We start from the raw sequence: 19236 nt of genomic DNA on the forward strand, positions 1-19236 counted from the left end.
TGCCACACAGTCGTCCTCACCGAATTTCCGGCTCCCCAAGGAGAACAAATTGTCCGAACGTAAAAAGCTGCGCAAAGCCGTGTTTCCTGTTGCAGGTCTTGGCACCCGATTCCTGCCCGCAACCAAGGCTGTTCCAAAGGAAATGCTGACCGTTGTCGACAAGCCTGTCATTCAGTATGTGGTCGACGAGGCCGCCGAGGCCGGCATCGAGCATTTCGTCTTTGTGACCGGTCGCGGCAAGGCGGTGATCGAGGACTATTTCGACATTCAATACGAGCTTGAACAGACGCTGAAGGCCCGCAACAAGAACGCGGAACTGACGCTGCTCAACGACCTGTTGCCGGAGGCAGGTTCGGCAAGCTTCACCCGCCAGCAGGAGCCGCTTGGCCTTGGACACGCTGTCTGGTGCGCACGCGATATCGTAGGACACGAGCCCTTTGCCCTGCTTTTGCCAGACATGATCATGCATGGTGAAAAAGGCTGCCTGAAGGGGATGGTCGAACTCTACAACAAGGTTGGGGGCAACATTATCTCTGTCGAGGAATGCGCGCCGGAACTGACCCACAAATACGGCATTGTCGGCATGGGAGAACAGCTCGACGGCGGCTTCAAGATCACGCAGATGGTCGAGAAGCCGGAGAAGGGCACTGCTCCGTCGAACTACTTCATCAATGGACGCTATATCCTGCAGCCGGAGATCTTCTCGGTTCTGTCGACCCAGGAGCGCGGGACCGGCAATGAGATCCAGCTGACCGACGGCATGTTGAAGATGGCTGCGGAACAGGATTTCGCCGCTTATCCATTCGAAGGCAAGACCTTCGACTGTGGCGCTAAGGACGGTTTTATTCTGGCCAATGTGTTCTTCGCCGTTCAGCGTGCGGACATCCGACCGCAGATCGAGGCTCCGCTGACGGAGCTTCTCGCCGCCCTCAAATAAGGCGTGGCCGCTTGTGGACTCCCGTCCTCAGCGCTTTGCCGTCAGGCCGACAGAGGCTCTTAAAACCTCCGTATCAGCGGAGGTTTTTCTTTGCGTGTATTCATAGCCAAGACCGGCAGTCAGCGCGAGGTAGCGGTTGAACTCGTAGGCCAGCTCGGCATCGGCAGCATAGCTGGTGCTATTGCTGGAGGATGCATCCGGGTAGCGGTTCCAGGTGGTGGTGCCGGTGAGCGTTGCAACCAGATTGTCGCGCAATTGCTGGGCAATCTCGGCATTTGCAGAATAGACCACCGCACCGCCCGTGCCGGCGGTTGTGGCCGGATCAAGCGAGGTTGAAAGACCATATTTGATATCCGTGCCATCGCGCGGCGACCAGTTGATGGTGCCATCGAGGGTCAAGCCGTTGATGTCATTCAGGCGTGCGTCGTCGAAGGTTTCATGGATGTAGCCGACGGCCAGTTCGCCACGCAGTTTCTCGCCGAAATTGAATTCGGCACCGGTCTTGGCTGCATAGATATAGGCAGACCGCTGATATCCGGTCGAATCCGTCTTTTGATCGTAGACCAGTCTGCCGCCAGAGACTTCGATGAAGGGTATCAATGCAGGCGAGATTTCATAGCCCAGCCGTCCGCGGAGGGTTCCCAGAGTGCGTTGCCGGTCCTCAAGCGAGAGATCGGTGCCATTGTTCAAGACTGCATCCGAATAGAGCCAGCGGCTACCATCGAGGCCCACACTGCCACGCAGTCGGCCGACGGCGTGAGCGGCGGTGATGCCACCGTCGAACCTGTGGATGCCATACTGGGTTTTCGCATTAGCGATCGCGTCTTGATCTTCTGCGTCTTCACGCGTGAAGCTGTAACCGCTCGAGAGCGTGACTGTGGTGCCGGCTGCCAGGTCGAGACGAAGGTTTGCATTCACGTCCGCCGATGGATCGGCATCGCCGCTGCCGGACAGAAGCTTTTGCCATGTTCCGGCACCGGTTACGGACAATTCGTGACGTGACCAGTCGGATGTCAGGCTTCCCTTGAGCGTTGTCGAAGAGTAAAGCGCATGTTCCTTCGATCCGCCTGTCTTTGTTGTTTCTGACAGCAGCCGTTCGGAGAGCGAGGGGCGCAGAACCACGGTGCCGAGCCTGATCCCGTCCAGTTCCGGCCTCGTGCCTTTTGGCTGAAGCCTGTCCTCATAATCGACGCTCTTCTGCGGAAGGTTCTGGCGGCGCATGGCCTCCAGATCCAGAGCGTCCTGCTCTTCCGGGGTTAATGCAACATCTTGCGTCTGTCTCAGCGCCAGATCGCCCGTTGCTGTGGTGTCATCCGCGTTCTGTGACAGGTCACTCGAATTTAGGGTCGCTGTCGAGCCAGATTGCGTTGACGCGTATGATTGTCCGGGTGTCACCGTTTGAGCAGCCACAGGCGTTACGGCAAATGCCGCAAGGGTGGCCGCCAATAGCGCGGATGCGCGCGGGCCTTGGGCGCGCTGACTGTCCGCTCCGAGTCGGTGAGCCTTCACCATATTCTCCGGTCTTGCAAAAAGCTGAATTCGTTACCCAAAGGTAAAGCCATGTGGTTAACGTTTGGTTGCTTTTTGTTCGCCCGCATCCATATTTCGCCACCACACGAGCCGCGTCTAACGCCATCACTGGATACAGCACGCGGTTATATTTTGTTTGGTGGACAGTTTTTCGCAAAAGCGTTATTCAACCGACATGATCACACGTGCAGTCAAACTCGTCGAAGCCGGTGCTATCGAAACGGCTATTCGTTCTGTTACCGCAGAGAAAAATGGCCTGGACGCGCTGGAGCGCGCCCTGTCGGGACCGCTGGCCGCGCCCTTTTGCAATGCCATTGATGTCATTGGATCTTCGTCCGGGCGGGTTATCGTCACTGGCGTGGGCAAGAGCCATCATATTGGCGGCAAGGTAGCTGCGACTTTTGCCTCTACCGGCACGCCCGCCTTCTTTATCCATCCGGCCGAAGCCAATCATGGCGATCTGGGTATGATTGCCCGCGACGACGTCATTCTGGCGATGTCCTGGAGCGGCGAGAGTGCGGAACTGCATGGTATTGTCAGCTTTTCGCGGCGTTTCCAGATCCCGCTGATCGCAATCACATCGGGTGAAAACTCTACACTGGCGCGCGAAGCCGACATCGTTCTTCTCTTGCCAAAGGAAGAGGAAGCCTGCCCGCATGGTCTGGCACCGACAACCTCGACCATGATGCAGCTTGCAACCGGCGATGCGCTGGCTCTGGCGCTTCTGGAAGCACGCGGGTTTAGCGCTGTCGATTTCCGCACCTTCCACCCTGGTGGTAAACTGGGTGCCATGCTGTCGCATGTCTCCGACATCATGCACAGCGGCGATGAAATGCCGCTGGTTCCAACTGGAACCCTCGTTCCAGAGGCGATCATCAAGCTTGCGGAAAAGCGGTTCGGTTGTGTGGGTGTGATCGACGCCGCCGGAGCACTGTGCGGCATCATCACAGATGGCGATATTGCCCGCGGTCTGCACCGTAATCTGGCGGAAATGACGGTCGAGCAATTCATGACAGTCTCGCCCAAGACGGTGAAACCCGATTCACTTGCCACAAGTGCCATGGGCATCTTGAACCAGCATAATATCTCGGCGCTGTTTGTGCTGGATGACGAGTCCAGGCCACAAGGCATCGTGCACTTCCACGATCTTCTGAAGATCGGCGTTGCCTGATCAGGCTGCGTCGACGGTCAGATCTCCTCCATGGCTGGACACGATTTTCACGCGAGAACCCGATGGCAAATCAGGTCCGGTAACCGGCCAATAGGTGCCGTCCAGATGAATGCGACCGCGACCCTCCGTGATCGGATCCTTCAAGGTTGCGGTTCGACCGACCAGGCTTGCGCCGCGTTGATTGAGCAGTGGCTCATCCGTCTCGTCACGGCTGCCCGATAAAAATCGTCGTCCGAGCAGGGTTGCAACGACTGCCAGTGCGGCAAAGACCAGCAGCTGAATTTGCCAGCCCCAATAGGGTGCACCCCAGACGGCGAGTGAGATCGTGCCTGTGACGATGGCACCCAAACCGATCCAGACCAGAAAGACGCCGGGCATGATGAGCTCGGCGCCCAGCAGTAGCAGGCCGACCACCCACCAGCTCCAGGGGCCGAGTTCGGTTACGATCGCCTGCAGCATGGGTCAGGTCTCCCGGCGAGGTGGCGCGAAGGGATTGACGACCGGCGTCGTGGAACGCTGAGTATTGGTTTCCGGCGGACGGGGCCTTTGCGAACCATTTGGCTGGTCGCCGAACACTTCGCGCGCCAAGGCGCCAATGCCGCCCAGCGAGCCGATCAGCGACGAGGCTTCCATCGGCATCAGCACGATCTTGGAATTGGGTGCTGTGCCGATCGCGGCCATGGCTTCCGTATATTTCTGAGCGACGAAGTAGTTGATGGCGTTGACATCACCGGCGGCGATTGCCTCGGATACCATTTTGGTTGCTTTGGCTTCGGCTTCTGCCGAGCGTTCGCGGGCTTCGGCCTCGCGGTAGGCGGCTTCGCGCTGGCCTTCAGCCTGGAGAATGGCGGACTGCTTGGCACCTTCGGCGCGCAGGATCTGGGCGTTGCGGAAGCCTTCGGCTTCCAGCACCTGGGCGCGCTTTTCACGCTCGGCCTTCATCTGTCGGCCCATGGCATCGACCAGGTCCTTGGGTGGCTGGATATCCTTGATCTCGACACGGGTGACCTTGATGCCCCAGGGGCCGACCGCCTCGTCGACGACGCGCAGAAGTCGGTCGTTGATCACTTCACGATTGGACAGCAACTCGTCCAGATCCATGGAACCCATGACCGAGCGGATGTTGGTCATGGTCAGGTTCTGGATGGCGTTTTCGAGATTGGTGATCTGGTAGGCTGCCTGGGCGGCATTGAGGATCTGGTAGAAGGCCACTGCATCGGCAGAAACCGACGCGTTGTCCTTGGTGATGACTTCCTGGGTTGGAATATCCAGAACCTGTTCCATGACATTCAACCTTGCGCCGATACGCTCGATGAAGGGAATGATCAGATTGAGGCCCGGCTCCAGCGTTCTGGTATAGCGCCCGAAGCGCTCGATCGTATAACGGGTGCCCTGCGGCACCGTCTTGATCCCGGCAAACAGGACCATGATGACGAGCACCACCAGTGCGATCACCATGATGTCAAATCCGGTCAGCTGCATATTCATGTCGTTTTCTCCAGTGTTGTCTTCAATCTAGTGGTTCGAACGGCAACTCACCAGCCATCTTCTGTCGAATCTGGAAAAGGCGGCCGGTTCCGCGGGAAGAATTTGCCAAAGGCTTGCGACGGCGTTATGAGGCTCCCGGACTTTCACCACCGGTCGCAGCCCACCCGGACAAAACAAGGGATCCATACATGAATACGCTCGTCGTCTGCTCCGGCGGACTGGACTCGGTTTCGCTCGCCCATAAGGTGGCAGCGGAGCAGGACCTCATCGGTCTCATCTCCTTCGATTACGGACAACGCCACAAAAAAGAACTCGATTTCGCCGCTGCCTGTGCGGAGCGGCTTGGCGTTCCACATCAGATTATCGACATTACTGCTATCGGCGCAGGTTTGAGCGGTTCGGCCTTGACCGACGATATCGACGTGCCGGACGGCCACTATGCAGAAGACACGATGCGGATCACCGTCGTGCCGAACCGAAATGCCATCATGCTGTCGGTCGCCTTTGGCGTGGCCGCTGCAAAGAAGGCGGATGCCGTCGCCGTTGCGGTTCACGGCGGAGACCATTTCATCTATCCCGATTGCCGCCCCGGCTTCATCGACGCCTTCCAGGTCATGCAGAACCACGCGCTGCAAGGCTATGCCGAGGTGACGCTGCAGGCGCCCTTCGTGATGATTTCGAAGGCGGATATCGTGACGGAAGGCGCACGTTACGACACACCCTTCGAGATGACCTGGTCCTGCTACAAGGGCGGAGCGCGCCATTGCGGTCGTTGCGGAACCTGCGTCGAACGGCGCGAAGCCTTCCATCTCGCGGGTGTGGCCGATCCCACGGACTATGAAGATCGGGATTTCTGGAAGGCTGTGACTTCCAGCTTTCGCGCCGAGGCTGTGCGCTGATGTACCGGATCACGAAGGAATTTCATTTCTCCGCCTCGCACCAGCTTGCCCATCTTCCGGCCGACCACCAATGTGCCCGCCTGCACGGGCACAACTATATCGTGGTGGTGGAACTGACGTCGCCGGAACTCAACGAGGACGGTTTCGTGCGGGACTACCATGAACTGACACCGCTCAAGTCCTATATTGACGACAACTTCGACCACCGCCATCTGAATGAGGTTCTCGGTCACGCGCGCGTCACGGCGGAACATCTGGCGCGCCACTTCTACGACTGGTGCAAGCTGCGCTTTGCTGAAACGGCTTCGGTGAAGGTCAGCGAAACGCCGAAGACCTGGGCGGAGTATCGCCCGTGAGCGGAGAAATCCGCGTCTCGGAAATTTTCGGTCCAACCATCCAGGGCGAGGGCGTTCTGATCGGCAAGCCAACCGTGTTCGTTAGGACCGGAGGCTGCGACTACCGCTGCTCGTGGTGCGATACGCTGCATGCGGTCGACAGCGAATATCGCCACACCTGGCGTCCCATGTCGGTGGAAGCGATCATGGCAGAAGTGGAGCGTCTTTCAGGCGGCGCGCCGCTGACGGTGTCGCTGTCGGGCGGCAATCCTGCAATCCAGCCGCTGGGGCCGCTGATCGCCGCCGGTAAGGCAAAGGGTTATCGCTTCGCGCTCGAAACGCAGGGGTCGATGGCGAAACCCTGGTTCGGCAAGCTCGACACGCTTGTGTTGTCGCCCAAGCCACCATCGAGCGCGATGGCGATGGATCCAGCGACGCTCGCTGACTGTGTTGCGTCGGCAGGCAAGGAGACGTCGGTCGTGTTGAAGTTCGTTGTATTCGACAAGCCGGATTTTTGCTTTGCACAGGAGATCTCGGCGCTTTGTCCCGGTATCCCTGTCTATCTTCAGCCAGGCAATCACACGCCGCCGCCGCCCGGGGCGGATGATGCCGCCATCGACATCGACGGCATCATGGCGCGCATGCGCTGGCTGATCGACTGCGTCATCGAAGCTCGCTGGTACGACGCGACGGTACTGCCGCAGTTGCATGTCCTGATCTGGGGAAACCGTCGCGGCGTCTGACGCCGCGCCGTTCGGCTGGCTAAGTCTTCAGACCCAGCCCTGCAATTCGCGGCGCACGACATTCTCGATCACGCGCATGCCATCAGGGCTGTCGTTGAGGCAGGGGATATGGCTGAATTTTTCCCCGCCATTGTGGAGAAAGATCTCCCCTGCTTCCCCGGCGATTTCTTCCAGCGTCTCAAGGCAATCGGATACAAATCCGGGGTTCATCACGGCAATGCGCTTGACGCCTTCCTTGGCCAGTTTCTCAACCGTCTTGTCGGTATAGGGCTGCAACCATTCTTCCGGTCCGAAGCGCGACTGGAAGGTGACCATCAACTTCTCTTTGTCCCAGCCCAGCCGGTCGCGCAGAAGACGCGAGGTCTTGTAGCACTGACAGTGATAGGGATCGCCCTTCATGAAGTAGGACATGGGGATACCGTGATAGGAGGTGATGACCAGCTCCGGCTCCCAATCGAGCGTCTTCAGATGGGCTTCGATGGAATTGGCCAGCGCGTCCACATAGACTGCGTCGTCGTGATAGGGCGGGACTGTACGCAATGCAGGTTGCCAGCGCATCTTGAGAAGGGCCTTATAGGCCTCGTCGTTGACTGTCGCGGTGGTGGCGGCTGCATATTGCGGATAAAGTGGATAGACGAGAATCCGTTCGCAGCCGGCCTTCTGCATTTCGTCCATCTTCTTCTGGATCGCAGGCTGACCGTAGCGCATCGCCCAGTCGACGTGAACGTTCGGCAGGTCTTTCAATTGCTCTGCGAGCTTTTCTGCCTGGCCGCGCGTGTAGGTCCGCAGATAGCTTTCATCCAGATCGTTGTTCCAGATGCTCTTATAGGCCTCGCCGACCTTTTGCGGGCGGCGGTTCAACACGATACCATAGAGGATCGGATACCATTTCCAGGGTGACCATTCGATCACGCGCTTGTCGGTCAGAAACTCCGCCAGATATCTGCGCATCGACTTGTAGTCGGTTCCGTCTGGTGTGCCCAGATTGACGAGAAGCACGCCGACCTTGCCGAACCGGACTGCCGGATGATTGGCGGGGAAGTGGGTGGTGTCAGATTTCATGTCGTACAATCCGGCGTTTTGAGGTCTGCTGCGAATTTCCATGGAAACGAGCAATATCTGTCCGTTCTTTTAAAGCAAAAACCGGCCCGGGGAAGCCCGGACCGGTTCTTCAGCTGCGGCCAATCGACTTAGTTGGCGGGAATCTTCAGTTCCTGGCCGATGGCGATCACATTCGGATTGCGTAACGCATTTGTCTCGGCAATCTTCACCCACATCTGGCCGTCTTTCAGCTTTTCCTCGGCGATATCCCAGAGCGTGTCGCCTTCAACCACGACATAGGTATTGGAACCGAAGGCAGAGGCATCCGGGGCCGCCGATGTCAGATCGTTGGATGCTGCTGGCATGTCGGGAAGGGTAATCGTCGGTTCCGGAGCGGTTGCCGTTTCGGCCGGCGCTTCAGTCGACGCTTCCGTTGTCGGGGCCTTAGTCGCCGGCGCTGCTACTGCCGTGATACGACCATCCGTATAAGGCTTGTAGGGGGAGTGGGCGGCAATGAAGTCGGCGACCACGATTTCAAGGCTCGGGCCGTAATCATAGGCGTTGGTACCTGCCGTCGAGAAGATCTTGTAGCCGTCGCCGCCACCACGCATGTAGTTGTTGGTGGCGAGGTTATAGGTCTTTTCCGGATCAAGCGGAGCGAATGCGTCGCCATCCTTCACTTCGACCGATACCACGCGGCTGCCCGGCTCCTTCGACGCGTCGTAGGAAAACTTCATTCCTGAGACCTGAGGGAAACGACCAGCACCTTCCTCGATCTGGCTCAGGCCATTTTCCAGAGCGGTGACGATGTCTGCGCCCTTCAGCTGAAAGGTTGCAAGCGTGTTCTGGAAGGGCAGTACGGTCAGCACTTCACCCATGCTGACGTCGCCGGCATCGATGGAGGAGCGCAGTCCGCCACCGTTCTGGATGGCAATGGTCACGCCCTGGTCCTTGACGCGATCAACCATGGCGTCGGCGACGAGATTGCCCATCGAGCATTCCCCGGCGCGGCAGACATCGCGGCTGCCGTCGATCGGTTCGGAGGTGGAGCCTATGATCTTCTGCTTCAACTCCTCGATCGGGGCGCCCATTTCCTTGACGCGGGCAGCTGTTGCCTCATCCGGCTTGAATTTGGCGTCGACGAGGATCGGGTCTCCGGAGGCTTCCTTGACCACGCCTGCGTCATCGAACACGACCTTCAGGTCGCCGAGATATTTGGTGTAGGATGCGGCCTGAACCACGGGAACCTTGTAGCCACCGGGGTTGTCGACCATGGTCGGATATGGGCCTTCGGCCTTTTCGTCGGTGTTCGACAACAGACTGTGGGAGTGCCCTCCGACAACGACGTCCACATCCGGGATCTTGGCAATGGCTGCGAGGTCACGCGGATAGCCGACATGGGTGAGCGCGATGATCTTGTCGACGCCTTCGGCCTTCAGCTTTTGCACGGCATCGGAAATGGTCGCGACATCCTCGGCGATCATGATGTTGGGACCAGGGGACGACAACTCGTCGGTATCATTGGCCACAGCACCGACGATGCCGACTTTCTGGCCGCCGATATCGAGGACGATGGACGGCTTGATCTTGTCGCCAATCTTGGAGGCATGGCCTGCCAGCACATTGGCCGTGACGACGGGGAAGTTGATCTTGTCGAGAAAGCCGACCAGGCCGTCTTCGCTATCGTCGAATTCATGGTTGCCGACGGTCATTGCGTCAAATTTCATCAGGTTGAGAAATTCCGCTTCGGCCAGGCCCTTGTAGGTCGTGTAGAAGAGGGAACCCTGAAAGTTGTCGCCCGCATTCAGGAGAATGACGTTCTTGCCGTCGAGCGAAGCGCGGGTCTCGTTGATTGCGGTCAGCAGCCGAGCCACGCCGCCAAAGCATTCATCGGCGCTTTCTTCTTCCGCAGAGCAGGTCGAGTCATACTTGTTTATGGACTCGATGCGGGAGTGCAGGTCGTTGATATGAAGGATATTGAGCTCGAAATCTGCCAGCGCAGCGCCGGCGGACAGTGCGAGCACAGACGCGCTCATCAGGCCAAATCGTAAGGTTCTCAACATCGATTCTCTCTCCTGTTTTTGGTTGGTGGCCTGGCGCTCCGGTCTTCGACCTTTCGCCCTTTCCCTAGCCAACAGAAAACGATGTTTCCATTAAGTGCGTGTGACTGCAAGCGAAAAGGCGGCAATAAAAAACCCGGCTTCGTGGCACACGAGCCGGGTCTTCGATCGTTGATATTGCAGCAAATCGGATAACAGTCGGTCAGCCCCGACGCGCCAGCGAGAACTGTGCACCGCTGTCGGACGTGCAGTTCAACTGGTTCGGCGTGACGAGAGCACAATTGACCTTCTGCTGTGTGTTGCGCACCAGCGATGTCATGTTGATTTCCACCAGCCGGTCCGAGACCTGCGTGTAGGTGCCTGAGGCCAGCAGCTGGCTTGTATCGGTCGTGCGGGTCGAGAAGCTGCCTGCCTGGAAGGTCGAGACGATGCCATTGGGATCGACCCATGCGCCATCAATCGCCGGTCCCTGATTGACCGGGGGCAGGGGACGCGGACGGGGGCCACCGCTCGGATAGCAGGCTGTGAGTGCTATGGATGCGACCGAGAGGGCCACAATGGTCTTGAAGTTCATAAAATCGCCTCCAGCGATGCACGTCTGGCACCGAGTCGCTTGCATAGAATTGAATAAACCATGGCGTGAAGGCATGGTGAAAGCAAGGCTGACCGCTGGTGTGCCGGGCATTATCCAAAACGCATCGGCATTATTTTAGTTGGCGCAGGCAAAAAAGCCCGCCGCAAACGCGACGGGCTTGTCTCACGATCAGCGAACGAGAACGTTCTTGAACTGCCAGGGATCCTTTTCGTCGATCTCTTCCGGGAACAGGCCGGGGCGTCCTTCCAATGGCGTCCAGTCGGTGTAGTGTCCTTCGACCGGTCCAAGATAAGGCATCTGAACCTCGAGGCAGCGCTTGTAATCGACCTCGTCGGCCTCGACGATGCCGGCCTTCGGATTTTCCAGAGCCCAGACCATGCCGGCCAGAACCGCAGAGGTTACCTGCAGGCCGGTCGCGTTCTGATAGGGCGCAATGTTGCGGGTCTCTTCCAGCGACAGGCGCGAGCCATACCAATAGGCATTCTTGTCGTGGCCGTAGAGGAGAACGCCGAGTTCATCGACGCCGTCGACCAGTTCATGTTCGTCGAGAACGTGAAGCACCGGCTGCTGGGTGCCGCCATTGCCGAACATTTCATGCAGCGAAAGCACTGCGTCATTGGCCGGGTGGTAGGCGTAATGGCAGGTCGGGCGATAGAGGACCTCGCCGTCCTTTTCGACGGTGAAGTAGTCAGCGATCGAGATCGACTCGTTGTGGGTGACGAGGAAGCCGTATTGCGGTCCGGGGGTCGGGCACCAGGTGCGCACGCGGGTGTTGGCGCCTGGCTGCTCGAGATAGATGGCGGCCTTGCAACCTTTCTTGTGCTTCTTGGCGTTCTTGGGCATCCACTTTTCATGCGTGCCCCAGCCGAGTTCGGCAGGCTGCAGACCTTCCGAGATGAAGCCTTCGACGGACCAGGTGTTCCAGAACACGTTGAGCGGCTTGGGGTTCTTGGCGCGCTGGGTGTCGCGCTCGGCAATGTGAACGCCCTTCACGCCGACCTTCTTCATCAGCTTTGCCCAGCCTTCGCGGTCATCCTGCGTCGGCTCGTCGAACTTGATGCCGAGCTCGTTGGCGACATTGACGAGCGCCTGCTTGACGAACCAGGACACCATGCCGGGATTGGCGCCGCAGGTGGAGACCGCAGTCGTGCCACCCGGGTTCTTTGCCTTTTCCTTGCGCAGGGTCTCGCGCAGCGCATAGTTGGTGCGCTCGGAATTCTTCATGTCCTTGTCGAAATAGAAGCCGAGCCACGGCTCGACAACCGTATCGATATAGAGAACGTCGAGCTTGCGGCAAAGGCGCATCAGATCGACGGAACCCGTATCGACAGACAGGTTCACGCAGAAGCCCTGGCCATCGCCTTCTGTCAGAAGCGGCTTTAGCAGATCCTTGTAATTGTCCTTGGTGACATGGGCCTGGATATGCTTGATGCCGTGCTTGGCAAGGAGTTCGGCCTCTTCATTGCGGGGATCGATGACGACCATCCGGCTCTTGTCGAACTTGAAGTGGCGCTCGATCAACGGCAGCGTGCCGCGACCAATCGAGCCGAAACCGATCATCACGATCGGGCCGGTAATCTCCCCATAAACCGGATAGGCATGTTCAGTCATCTATGTCTCCTTGCCGCGCGGGTGGCAATCCGGCGTTATAGCTAGCGATTGGTCGGCCAGAGTTGATCTCGGGGCGATCTTGGATCGGTCTAGATCACAAAATCCTGACATAATAAAGAGGTTCCAGATAGGCGGCGGGGCGGGAGTTTATTTTACCCGGAACCGACCATCAGGGCATCGACCAATTGCTGCCTCATTTCCGTCAATCCCTTGTATTCCGCCTGTTTCATGTCCAGCGATTGAAGCTGTTCAGCCAGGACAGTTGCGCGCGCCGTCCCGCCCGGACCTGTGGCGATTGCCTTGATTGGATCAAGGTAGATGCGGATGGTGAAGACGATGGCACCAGTCTTTGGCAATTTGCGCAAAGTCTGCCGCTCCACCCGGATGATCGCGTTGGCGACATCGATGTCAGCGGAAAGGGGGCGGGGCGCCGGCGGATGATAGAGAGCGGACGTCCAGTTTACAGACCAGTTGAAGCGCTCGGCTGGCTGTTCGGGCAGAAGATTGTCGAAGATGCGGTTGACGATGGTGGCGTTTCTGGTGCCGGCCTGGAAGCCCGGCACGTGTTCATGCACCTTGTCCATCGGCTGCGAGAATTTTTCAGCAAGCGACCAGGAGGAGGGAAAGGCAAGGTGCGCGGCGGTGATCGTCCAGCCGTCCGGCCTTTTCTGGAGGATGACGAGATCATCCTGGATCAGCGACCCGGCGCGGAAGATCGGCGGGTACCTGGTGTCGGCAATATCGACAATGCGATCGGCAGTAGAGACGACACCGCCCTTACGGCTGTAGAGATGGCCGTGATTATGGGTCATATGGTCGACCAGCATGTCCAGGCATTCCTGCTGCGCCTGCACGCTTTCAGGGGACCATCTCAAGATGTTATGCCGGCGCAGTTCCACCAGCCTGGCCTTTTCATCGAGATAGCGTGGTAGATCCGCGTCCGGCTCTATCCATCGGTTTTCGTCGAGCGGAGACAGTCCGATGGTGAATGGTTTGGAGGAGCCGTCATAAGGTGTGTAAGTGAGCATGGTGACCGCCAAACCTGATCGACTACGAATGGGTGTCTCGTTTCAACCCTTGAGCTTTGCAAGCCCGATCGCGGTTCGGCTGACACTGACTTCGGTAATCTCGTATTGCGCCACACCGGCGACGGCAAAGGGGTCTTCGGCGACATAGGCTTCGATGGTGGCACGGTCGCCGTCTGCCAGAATGACACCGCCCGTTCGGGGTTCTTTACGACCTGAGGCTAGAAACCAGCCCTTGTCATAACCGTGATTAACCCAGGCCATATGCGGCTCGATATGTTGATCGACCTCTTCGAGCGGCTTCACATAGTTCAACGACAGGATCAGCATCAGGCATCCTCCTTCACCAGTTCTGCGCGGATCAGGCCGCGCAGGGAATTGCCGACAAACAGCTTTCGACCGTTAAGATCGGGCAGGCTCAAGACCTGACTTCTCGCCTTTCGCTCTCGGATCAGTTCGGCGCGTAACACGCCGGGCAGGAGACCGCTTGCAAGGGGCGGTGTCAACAAGGTGCCATCCAGATCTTCGGCGAAGATATTGGTGATGGTGCCCTCGCACAATTCGTTACGCTCATTGAGGAGCAGAACCTCATCGGCCTCGTTAGACGGGAATTCTGAACGGGCAGCTTCATAGGGTTCGCGGCGAGAGGTCTTGTGGCGGTAGAGCGTATCTTCGGAGTTCAGTCTGGTGGCCGCAATCCTGACCCGCCAGACGTCATCGTCGCCAAGCGGTGTGAAAGGGGTTGCCGTCACCTCGATCTTGCCGCGATAGGTCATGACCAGGCGGATCCGCAGCGGTTCGTCTCCGACTGCCTTCTCCTCCAGAAGTTCTTTGGCTTTTTGAGGTTGGCGAAAACCCAGCGCATCGGCAGATCTGCTTAGACGACGCAGGTGTTGGTCCAGCCGAAGGAAGCCTTCGCCCGGTTGCCACCGCATGGTTTCGATCAGCGAGAAATCCATTGATCCCCTACCGCAAAGCGCGCCTTCAACAGACATTCCTCGTATTCCGCCTGCGGCTTCGAATCGAAGACGATGCCGCCACCGACATTGAAGACTGCCCGACCGTCTTTGAAAAGTGTGATCGTGCGGATTGCCACTGAAAAACGCATCGGCCCGGCCGGATCGCACCAACCGATCGCTCCGCAATAGACATCACGTGGTTGGTTCTCCAGCGCATGGAGGATAGTCATGGCACTTAATTTGGGCGCCCCCGTGATCGATCCGCAGGGAAATAGCGCTTCCATGATCTGGGGCAATCCGACACCGGGTTGCAGCTTGGCACGGACATGGCTCACCATCTGATGGACGGTCGGGTAGGTCTCGATGTCGAAAAGTTTCGGTACCGACAGCGAACCGACCTCGCTGATGCGGGATATGTCGTTGCGCAGCAGATCGACGATCATGCGGTTCTCGGCCTGGGTCTTTTCGTCCGCCAGCATGGTGGCGATGATCGCCTCGTCTTCAGCCGGCGAATTGCCACGCGCAGCCGTGCCTTTCATCGGATGGGTCTCGATCCATCCGTCCTCATCGACTGCGAAGAACAGTTCCGGGGAGCGGGAGACGATGGCTGGGCCGCCAAGCTCCGCCAGCGCGCCGTAATGCACCGGCTGCCGGTCGATCAAGGACCAGAACAACGTCGCGGCATCGCCGGTCCAGTGGGCCTCGATCGGGATTGTCAGATTGGCCTGATAACAATCACCTTCACGCAGATGCTGGTGGAGCCTTTCGAAATGGCTGGCATAGGAGTCATAATCCCAGGCAGCATGCGGATCGGTGATCAGCGGCGCATTGGGCGGCGGACTTGCAGGCGCTTCTGTCCGCGGATCGGATGTCCCGGTCGGAGCGTCGAACACGCCCATGCAGATCAGCGGTACGTCGCGGTGAGCCGGAGCGAGCGGGTACAGTTTTTCCTCGAAGGCGAAACCGGCCTCATAGGAGATGTAACCGGCCAGCCACCTGCCGGCCTTGCGGTGTTCTTCCAGTTCAACGAGAGCCGTTTTCACATCATCGACGTGCCGCGCGACGATGATATCGCGCGGCTTCGTGAACAGAAGGCTTGTTCCGCGCGGATCGTCGCGGAAGAGGATATAGGCGGACATCGAAAGCCTTCCGTGCCGTTCAGCGTCGTGATCAGGTGGTCTTGTCGAGCGCTTCCAGCTCGTCAATCAGGCCTTCGATCATGGACAAACCACGATCCCAGAAAGAGGGATCGGTGGCGTCGAGGCCGAAGGGGGCGAGCAGTTCGGAATGGTGTTTGGTTCCGCCGGCCTTCAACAGTTCGAAATACTTGTCCTGAAAGCCAGTCTCCGCGTTCTGATAGACCGCATACAGCGAGTTCACCAGGCAATCGCCGAAGGCATAGGCATAGACATAGAAGGGCGAGTGGATGAAGTGGGGAATATAGGTCCACCACGTCTCATAGCCTTCCGAGATCTTGATTGCCGGGCCAAGGCTCTCTTCCTGCACTGAAAGCCACAGCTCGCCGATTTTCTCGGCGGTCAGTTCACCTTCCTTGCGCGCGGTGTGGATCTTGCGCTCGAAATCATAAAAGGCGATCTGGCGCACGACCGTGTTGATCATGTCCTCCACCTTCTGGGCGAGCATTGCCTTGCGCTCGCGCTTGTCGCTGGTCTTGTCGAGCAGCGCCCTGAATGTCAGCATCTCGCCAAAGACGGAGGCGGTTTCGGCAAGTGTCAGCGGAGTCTGGCACATCAGCGCACCCTGTTCTGCTGCCAGTACCTGGTGGACGCCATGGCCCAGTTCGTGGGCAAGGGTCATCACGTCGCGCGGTTTGCCGAGATAGTTGACCAGCACATAAGGGTGGGCGGATGGCACAGTCGGATGAGCAAACGCCCCCGGAGCCTTGCCCGCGCGGGCGGGCGCATCGATCCAGCCGCCATCGAAGAATTTTTCGGCAATGTCAGCCATTTCCGGGGCAAAGCCGCCATAGGCCGAGAGCACCGTATCCTTGGCTTCCGACCAGGGAATGATGCGGTTGGCCGATTCCGGCAAGGGGGCGTTTCGGTCCCAGTAGTTCATCTGGTCCATGCCGAGCCAGCGGGCCTTCATCTGGTAGTAGCGGTGCGAGAGGCGTGGATAGGCTGCCTTCACGGCACTGGCCAGCGCATCGACCACTTCGCGTTCGACGCGGTTTGCCAGATGGCGGCTGTCGGCAATGTCTTCGAAATTGCGCCAGCGGTCGGAAATTTCCTTGTCCTTGGCCAGCGTGTTGGTGACAAGCGTGAAGATACGCTCGTTCTTGCGGAATGTTTCCGACAGGGCCGCTGCCGCTTTCTTGCGCATTTCCGGATCGGGCTCCTGCAGCAAGTTGAGCGTTGCTTCCAGCGGTTGTTCCTCACCATCGACATTAAAGCGCAGGCTGGCGAGCGTTTCGTCGAACAGGCGGTTGAAAGCAGCAGCGCCAGTCTGCGATTTTTCCAGAAACAGCTGCTCGATCTTGTCTTCCAGCTGATGGGGCTTGTCCTTTCTGAGGTCGACAAGAAACGGACGGTAGTGGCCGGCCAGCGGATCATTGGTCATCGCCGCATCGATCACGGCATCATCCACGCGGTTGAGTTCGAGTGTGAAGAACAGCAGATGGGACGACAGATCCGTCAGCTTTGCCTGCACATCGCCAAAGAACTTGGCGTTGGCGCCGTCGGTCATGTCGGAATAATAAGTCAGCCCTGCAAAGGAGCCGATGCGGCCGATCAGGTCGTCCAGTGCATCCATTTCCTTGAGTGCTTGACCTAGCCCGGCATCGCCCGTTTTGGTGGCGGCGTCCGCGAGCTTGCCCTTCCATTTCGTCTCGAAGGCCAGGCTTTCTTCCTGGGCCGTCTTCATGGCTTCGGCAAATTCTGGCGAGTCGGCAGAAGGATAGAGGTCGGAGAGCTTCCATACCGGCAGGTCGGCCAAGCCGGCGGCACCGGCACTTGCTTCCGGTTGCTGCATTGCCGGTGCCGGGTTGTTTCCTGGGCTGAAGCGCATCGCGAATTTCCTTATGCTGGTCTCTGGTTGAGGCCTAGATTTAGTGAAGGCCATACCGCGCGGCAAGCATTGCGCGTGCGCTATCGTCATTTCGGGACAGATCCTACCTATTCGTTAAAATCCGAGCGTTTCTCAAAAGAAGTTATTCAAACGTGCATGTCAGGTTCAATGGCTAGAGCGCGGTTGCATGTTTGCCCGCGCGGCATATTGGTCATGGGAGTGTTTACGTGACTGCGCATATTCTCGTCGTCATCGACGATCCGGCACAGCGGCGGCAGATCAAAGCCACGGTGGAAGCTTTGGGACATTTTGTCGAGCTCGCCGATGGCGGCAGGGCCGCACTTGATTTCCTCAGACATCGGGGACGCGAGGTGAAGGCGATCATCCTCGACCTCAATGCTTCGGGCATGGAGACCGGGGAATTTCTCGCCGCCCTTTCCGCAATGGATGCAGATGTCCCTGTCATCGTGGAAACAGGGCAGGATTCGATTGATGCGGCTGTCGAGGCCATGCGGGCCGGTGCTTACGACTTCGTGCTAAAGCCTGCCTCGCAGGAGCGCATTTCGAGCGCGATTGCCAATGCGCTGAAATCGCACCGGGGCGAGGGGACGGCCGCGCGGATCTCCAGACGTTCGCGTGCCGGCAATGTGTCATTCAATGACATCATCGCTGCCAGTTCCGCCATGGAACGGGTCATCGATCTTGCCCGACGTGCCGCACAGTCGACCATCCCGGTTGTGCTGGAAGGCGAGGCGGGCGTGGGCAAGGAAATGGTGGCGCGCGCCATCCATTCCGCTAGCGACCGTTCGAGCAAACCCTTTGTCATCGTCAACTGCGATGCCGTTGGCGTAGAGGCCATCGAGGAGCATCTGTTCGGCGATACTGACGGTGAAGCCGACACAAGTCACAATGGCGGGAAATACCGCGCCGCCGATGGTGGAACGCTGTTCCTCAATGAAATCGGGGCCTTGCCGATCGGTGTTCAGGCGCGGTTGCTGCAGGTGATGGAACACGGCGAAACGGATCGCGGTGGTTCGGCAAAACGCCGGAAAAACGACGTGCGGCTGATTTCGGCCACGCACAAGAACCTGATCGAGGAAGTGAAGCTGCAGCGCTTCCGCGAGGATCTCTATTACCGATTGAACGTCTATCCGATCATGGTCCCGGCGCTTCGTCGCCGCAAGGACGATGTTCCGTATCTGGCGCGCGCCTTTGTCGAACGTTTTTCGCAGGAGCAGAGGCTGCCCAGATCGCTCACCATCAGTCCAGCGGCACTGGCATTGCTGACATCTGCCGATTGGCCCGGAAATGTGCGCGAGCTTGAAAACGTGATTTTCCGTGCCGTTATCCTTGCCAGTGGCTCCGAGCTGAACGAGGTTGATTTCCCTCAGATTGCGGCCTTCGTGGACCACGCTCCTGCACCCGTCTCGCGGTCCGCCAGCTATCGCAGTTCCAATTCATCCGCACCATCGAGGCCGCTTGACAGTTACATCCGCGAAACGGCGCGATCGGAGGCGCTCGAGACGGGTGAACCGGGCATGGCCGCCAATATGATTGTCAGCACGGATCAAAGCGGCAATGTTCGCAAACTGTCGGATGTCGAAGAGGAGTTGATCCGCTTCGCTCTGAAGTTCTATCGCGGCCAGATGAGCCAGGTCGCGCGCAAGCTCGGCATCGGGCGTTCGACGCTCTACCGAAAGCTCAAGGATTACGGCATCGATCCCGAAAACCCCCAGAAAAAAGTTGCCTGATTACTGCTCGGTCCCGTGCATTGTTAACCTTGACACAATCTTGGTAGGATAGATTCTTATAACG

General features: G+C 58.5%; 18 protein-coding genes. 6 read left to right on the top strand and 12 right to left on the bottom strand.

Features of this window, described 5'->3' with window-relative positions; translation table 11 throughout:
* Nucleotides 1-49: 49 nt before the first annotated feature.
* The gene (gene galU, locus ACQQ2Q_RS14895; RefSeq protein ID WP_428187882.1) at nt 50-937 is read left to right on the top strand and encodes a UTP--glucose-1-phosphate uridylyltransferase GalU; all 888 of its coding nucleotides are present in this window, start codon (nt 50-52) and stop codon (nt 935-937) included.
* A 27-nt stretch (nt 938-964) separates the two neighbouring features.
* Here the strand turns inward: galU and ACQQ2Q_RS14900 are convergent, their stop codons facing one another.
* A complete protein-coding gene (locus ACQQ2Q_RS14900; protein WP_428187883.1) occupies nt 965-2446 on the bottom strand; it encodes an outer membrane beta-barrel protein in 1482 nt (493 codons plus the stop codon).
* A gap of 196 nt (nt 2447-2642) precedes the next feature.
* On the opposite strand from ACQQ2Q_RS14900, the gene ACQQ2Q_RS14905 reads away from it, so the two are divergent.
* Entirely contained in the window at nt 2643-3638 is a 996-nt protein-coding gene (locus ACQQ2Q_RS14905) for a KpsF/GutQ family sugar-phosphate isomerase (protein WP_428187884.1), read from the top strand.
* Here ACQQ2Q_RS14905 and ACQQ2Q_RS14910 read toward each other — a convergent pair whose 3' ends face one another.
* Both ACQQ2Q_RS14910 and ACQQ2Q_RS14915 read right to left on the bottom strand, forming a co-directional pair.
* Complete coding sequence (locus ACQQ2Q_RS14910) at nt 3639-4097, bottom strand: NfeD family protein (RefSeq protein ID WP_428187885.1); 459 nt, start codon at nt 4095-4097, stop codon at nt 3639-3641. It lies immediately after the preceding gene.
* 3 nt (nt 4098-4100) lie between these two features.
* Nucleotides 4101-5120, bottom strand: a complete 1020-nt coding sequence (locus ACQQ2Q_RS14915; protein WP_428187994.1) for an SPFH domain-containing protein — start codon at nt 5118-5120, stop codon at nt 4101-4103.
* 194 nt (nt 5121-5314) lie between these two features.
* On the opposite strand from ACQQ2Q_RS14915, the gene queC reads away from it, so the two are divergent.
* From queC to queE, 3 genes are read left to right on the top strand one after another with little or no spacing between them, the layout of a single operon-like run.
* Nucleotides 5315-6025: a 7-cyano-7-deazaguanine synthase QueC gene (gene queC / locus ACQQ2Q_RS14920; protein ID WP_428187886.1), complete on the top strand. Its 711-nt coding sequence runs from the start codon at nt 5315-5317 to the stop codon at nt 6023-6025.
* Nucleotides 6025-6381 (top strand): 6-carboxytetrahydropterin synthase QueD, encoded by a 357-nt coding sequence (queD, locus tag ACQQ2Q_RS14925; protein WP_428187887.1) that lies wholly within the window; start codon nt 6025-6027, stop codon nt 6379-6381. Before queC ends, queD begins: the two co-directional genes overlap by 1 nt.
* On the top strand, nt 6378-7103 hold the full coding sequence (gene queE, locus ACQQ2Q_RS14930; RefSeq protein ID WP_428187888.1) for a 7-carboxy-7-deazaguanine synthase QueE: 726 nt from the start codon (nt 6378-6380) through the stop codon (nt 7101-7103). Before queD ends, queE begins: the two co-directional genes overlap by 4 nt.
* Before the next feature lie 27 nt (nt 7104-7130).
* Here queE and hemH read toward each other — a convergent pair whose 3' ends face one another.
* The 9 genes from hemH to ACQQ2Q_RS14975 form a co-directional block, all read right to left on the bottom strand.
* Nucleotides 7131-8165 carry a ferrochelatase gene (hemH, locus tag ACQQ2Q_RS14935; RefSeq protein ID WP_428187889.1) on the bottom strand — a complete coding sequence of 345 codons (1035 nt, stop codon included), beginning with the start codon at nt 8163-8165 and terminating at the stop codon, nt 7131-7133.
* A 128-nt stretch (nt 8166-8293) separates the two neighbouring features.
* Complete coding sequence (locus ACQQ2Q_RS14940) at nt 8294-10207, bottom strand: 5'-nucleotidase C-terminal domain-containing protein (RefSeq protein WP_428187890.1); 1914 nt, start codon at nt 10205-10207, stop codon at nt 8294-8296.
* A gap of 199 nt (nt 10208-10406) precedes the next feature.
* Complete coding sequence (omp10, locus tag ACQQ2Q_RS14945; RefSeq protein WP_428187891.1) at nt 10407-10778, bottom strand: outer membrane lipoprotein Omp10; 372 nt, start codon at nt 10776-10778, stop codon at nt 10407-10409.
* Between the two features lie 189 nt (nt 10779-10967).
* Nucleotides 10968-12410 carry a homospermidine synthase gene (locus ACQQ2Q_RS14950; RefSeq protein WP_428187892.1) on the bottom strand — a complete coding sequence of 481 codons (1443 nt, stop codon included), beginning with the start codon at nt 12408-12410 and terminating at the stop codon, nt 10968-10970.
* A gap of 152 nt (nt 12411-12562) precedes the next feature.
* Complete coding sequence (locus ACQQ2Q_RS14955; RefSeq protein ID WP_428187893.1) at nt 12563-13438, bottom strand: heme-dependent oxidative N-demethylase family protein; 876 nt, start codon at nt 13436-13438, stop codon at nt 12563-12565.
* Between the two features lie 42 nt (nt 13439-13480).
* Complete coding sequence (locus ACQQ2Q_RS14960) at nt 13481-13765, bottom strand: YciI family protein (RefSeq protein WP_428187894.1); 285 nt, start codon at nt 13763-13765, stop codon at nt 13481-13483.
* Nucleotides 13765-14394, bottom strand: a complete 630-nt coding sequence (locus ACQQ2Q_RS14965) for an aminotransferase class IV family protein (protein ID WP_428187895.1) — start codon at nt 14392-14394, stop codon at nt 13765-13767. The genes ACQQ2Q_RS14960 and ACQQ2Q_RS14965 overlap by 1 nt, the downstream gene beginning before the upstream one ends.
* Nucleotides 14379-15533, bottom strand: coding sequence for an aminodeoxychorismate synthase component I (locus tag ACQQ2Q_RS14970; protein ID WP_428187896.1), 1155 nt, complete (start codon nt 15531-15533; stop codon nt 14379-14381). Before ACQQ2Q_RS14970 ends, ACQQ2Q_RS14965 begins: the two co-directional genes overlap by 16 nt.
* Before the next feature lie 31 nt (nt 15534-15564).
* Nucleotides 15565-17385 carry a M3 family oligoendopeptidase gene (locus tag ACQQ2Q_RS14975; protein WP_428187995.1) on the bottom strand — a complete coding sequence of 607 codons (1821 nt, stop codon included), beginning with the start codon at nt 17383-17385 and terminating at the stop codon, nt 15565-15567.
* 263 nt (nt 17386-17648) lie between these two features.
* Here ACQQ2Q_RS14975 and ACQQ2Q_RS14980 point away from each other — a divergent pair, with 263 nt between their 5' ends.
* A complete protein-coding gene (locus tag ACQQ2Q_RS14980) occupies nt 17649-19172 on the top strand; it encodes a sigma-54-dependent transcriptional regulator (protein WP_428187897.1) in 1524 nt (507 codons plus the stop codon).
* Nucleotides 19173-19236: the final 64 nt, after the last annotated feature.

The organism is Agrobacterium sp. ES01 (assembly GCF_050320885.1).
Lineage (GTDB): Bacteria > Pseudomonadota > Alphaproteobacteria > Rhizobiales > Rhizobiaceae > Allorhizobium.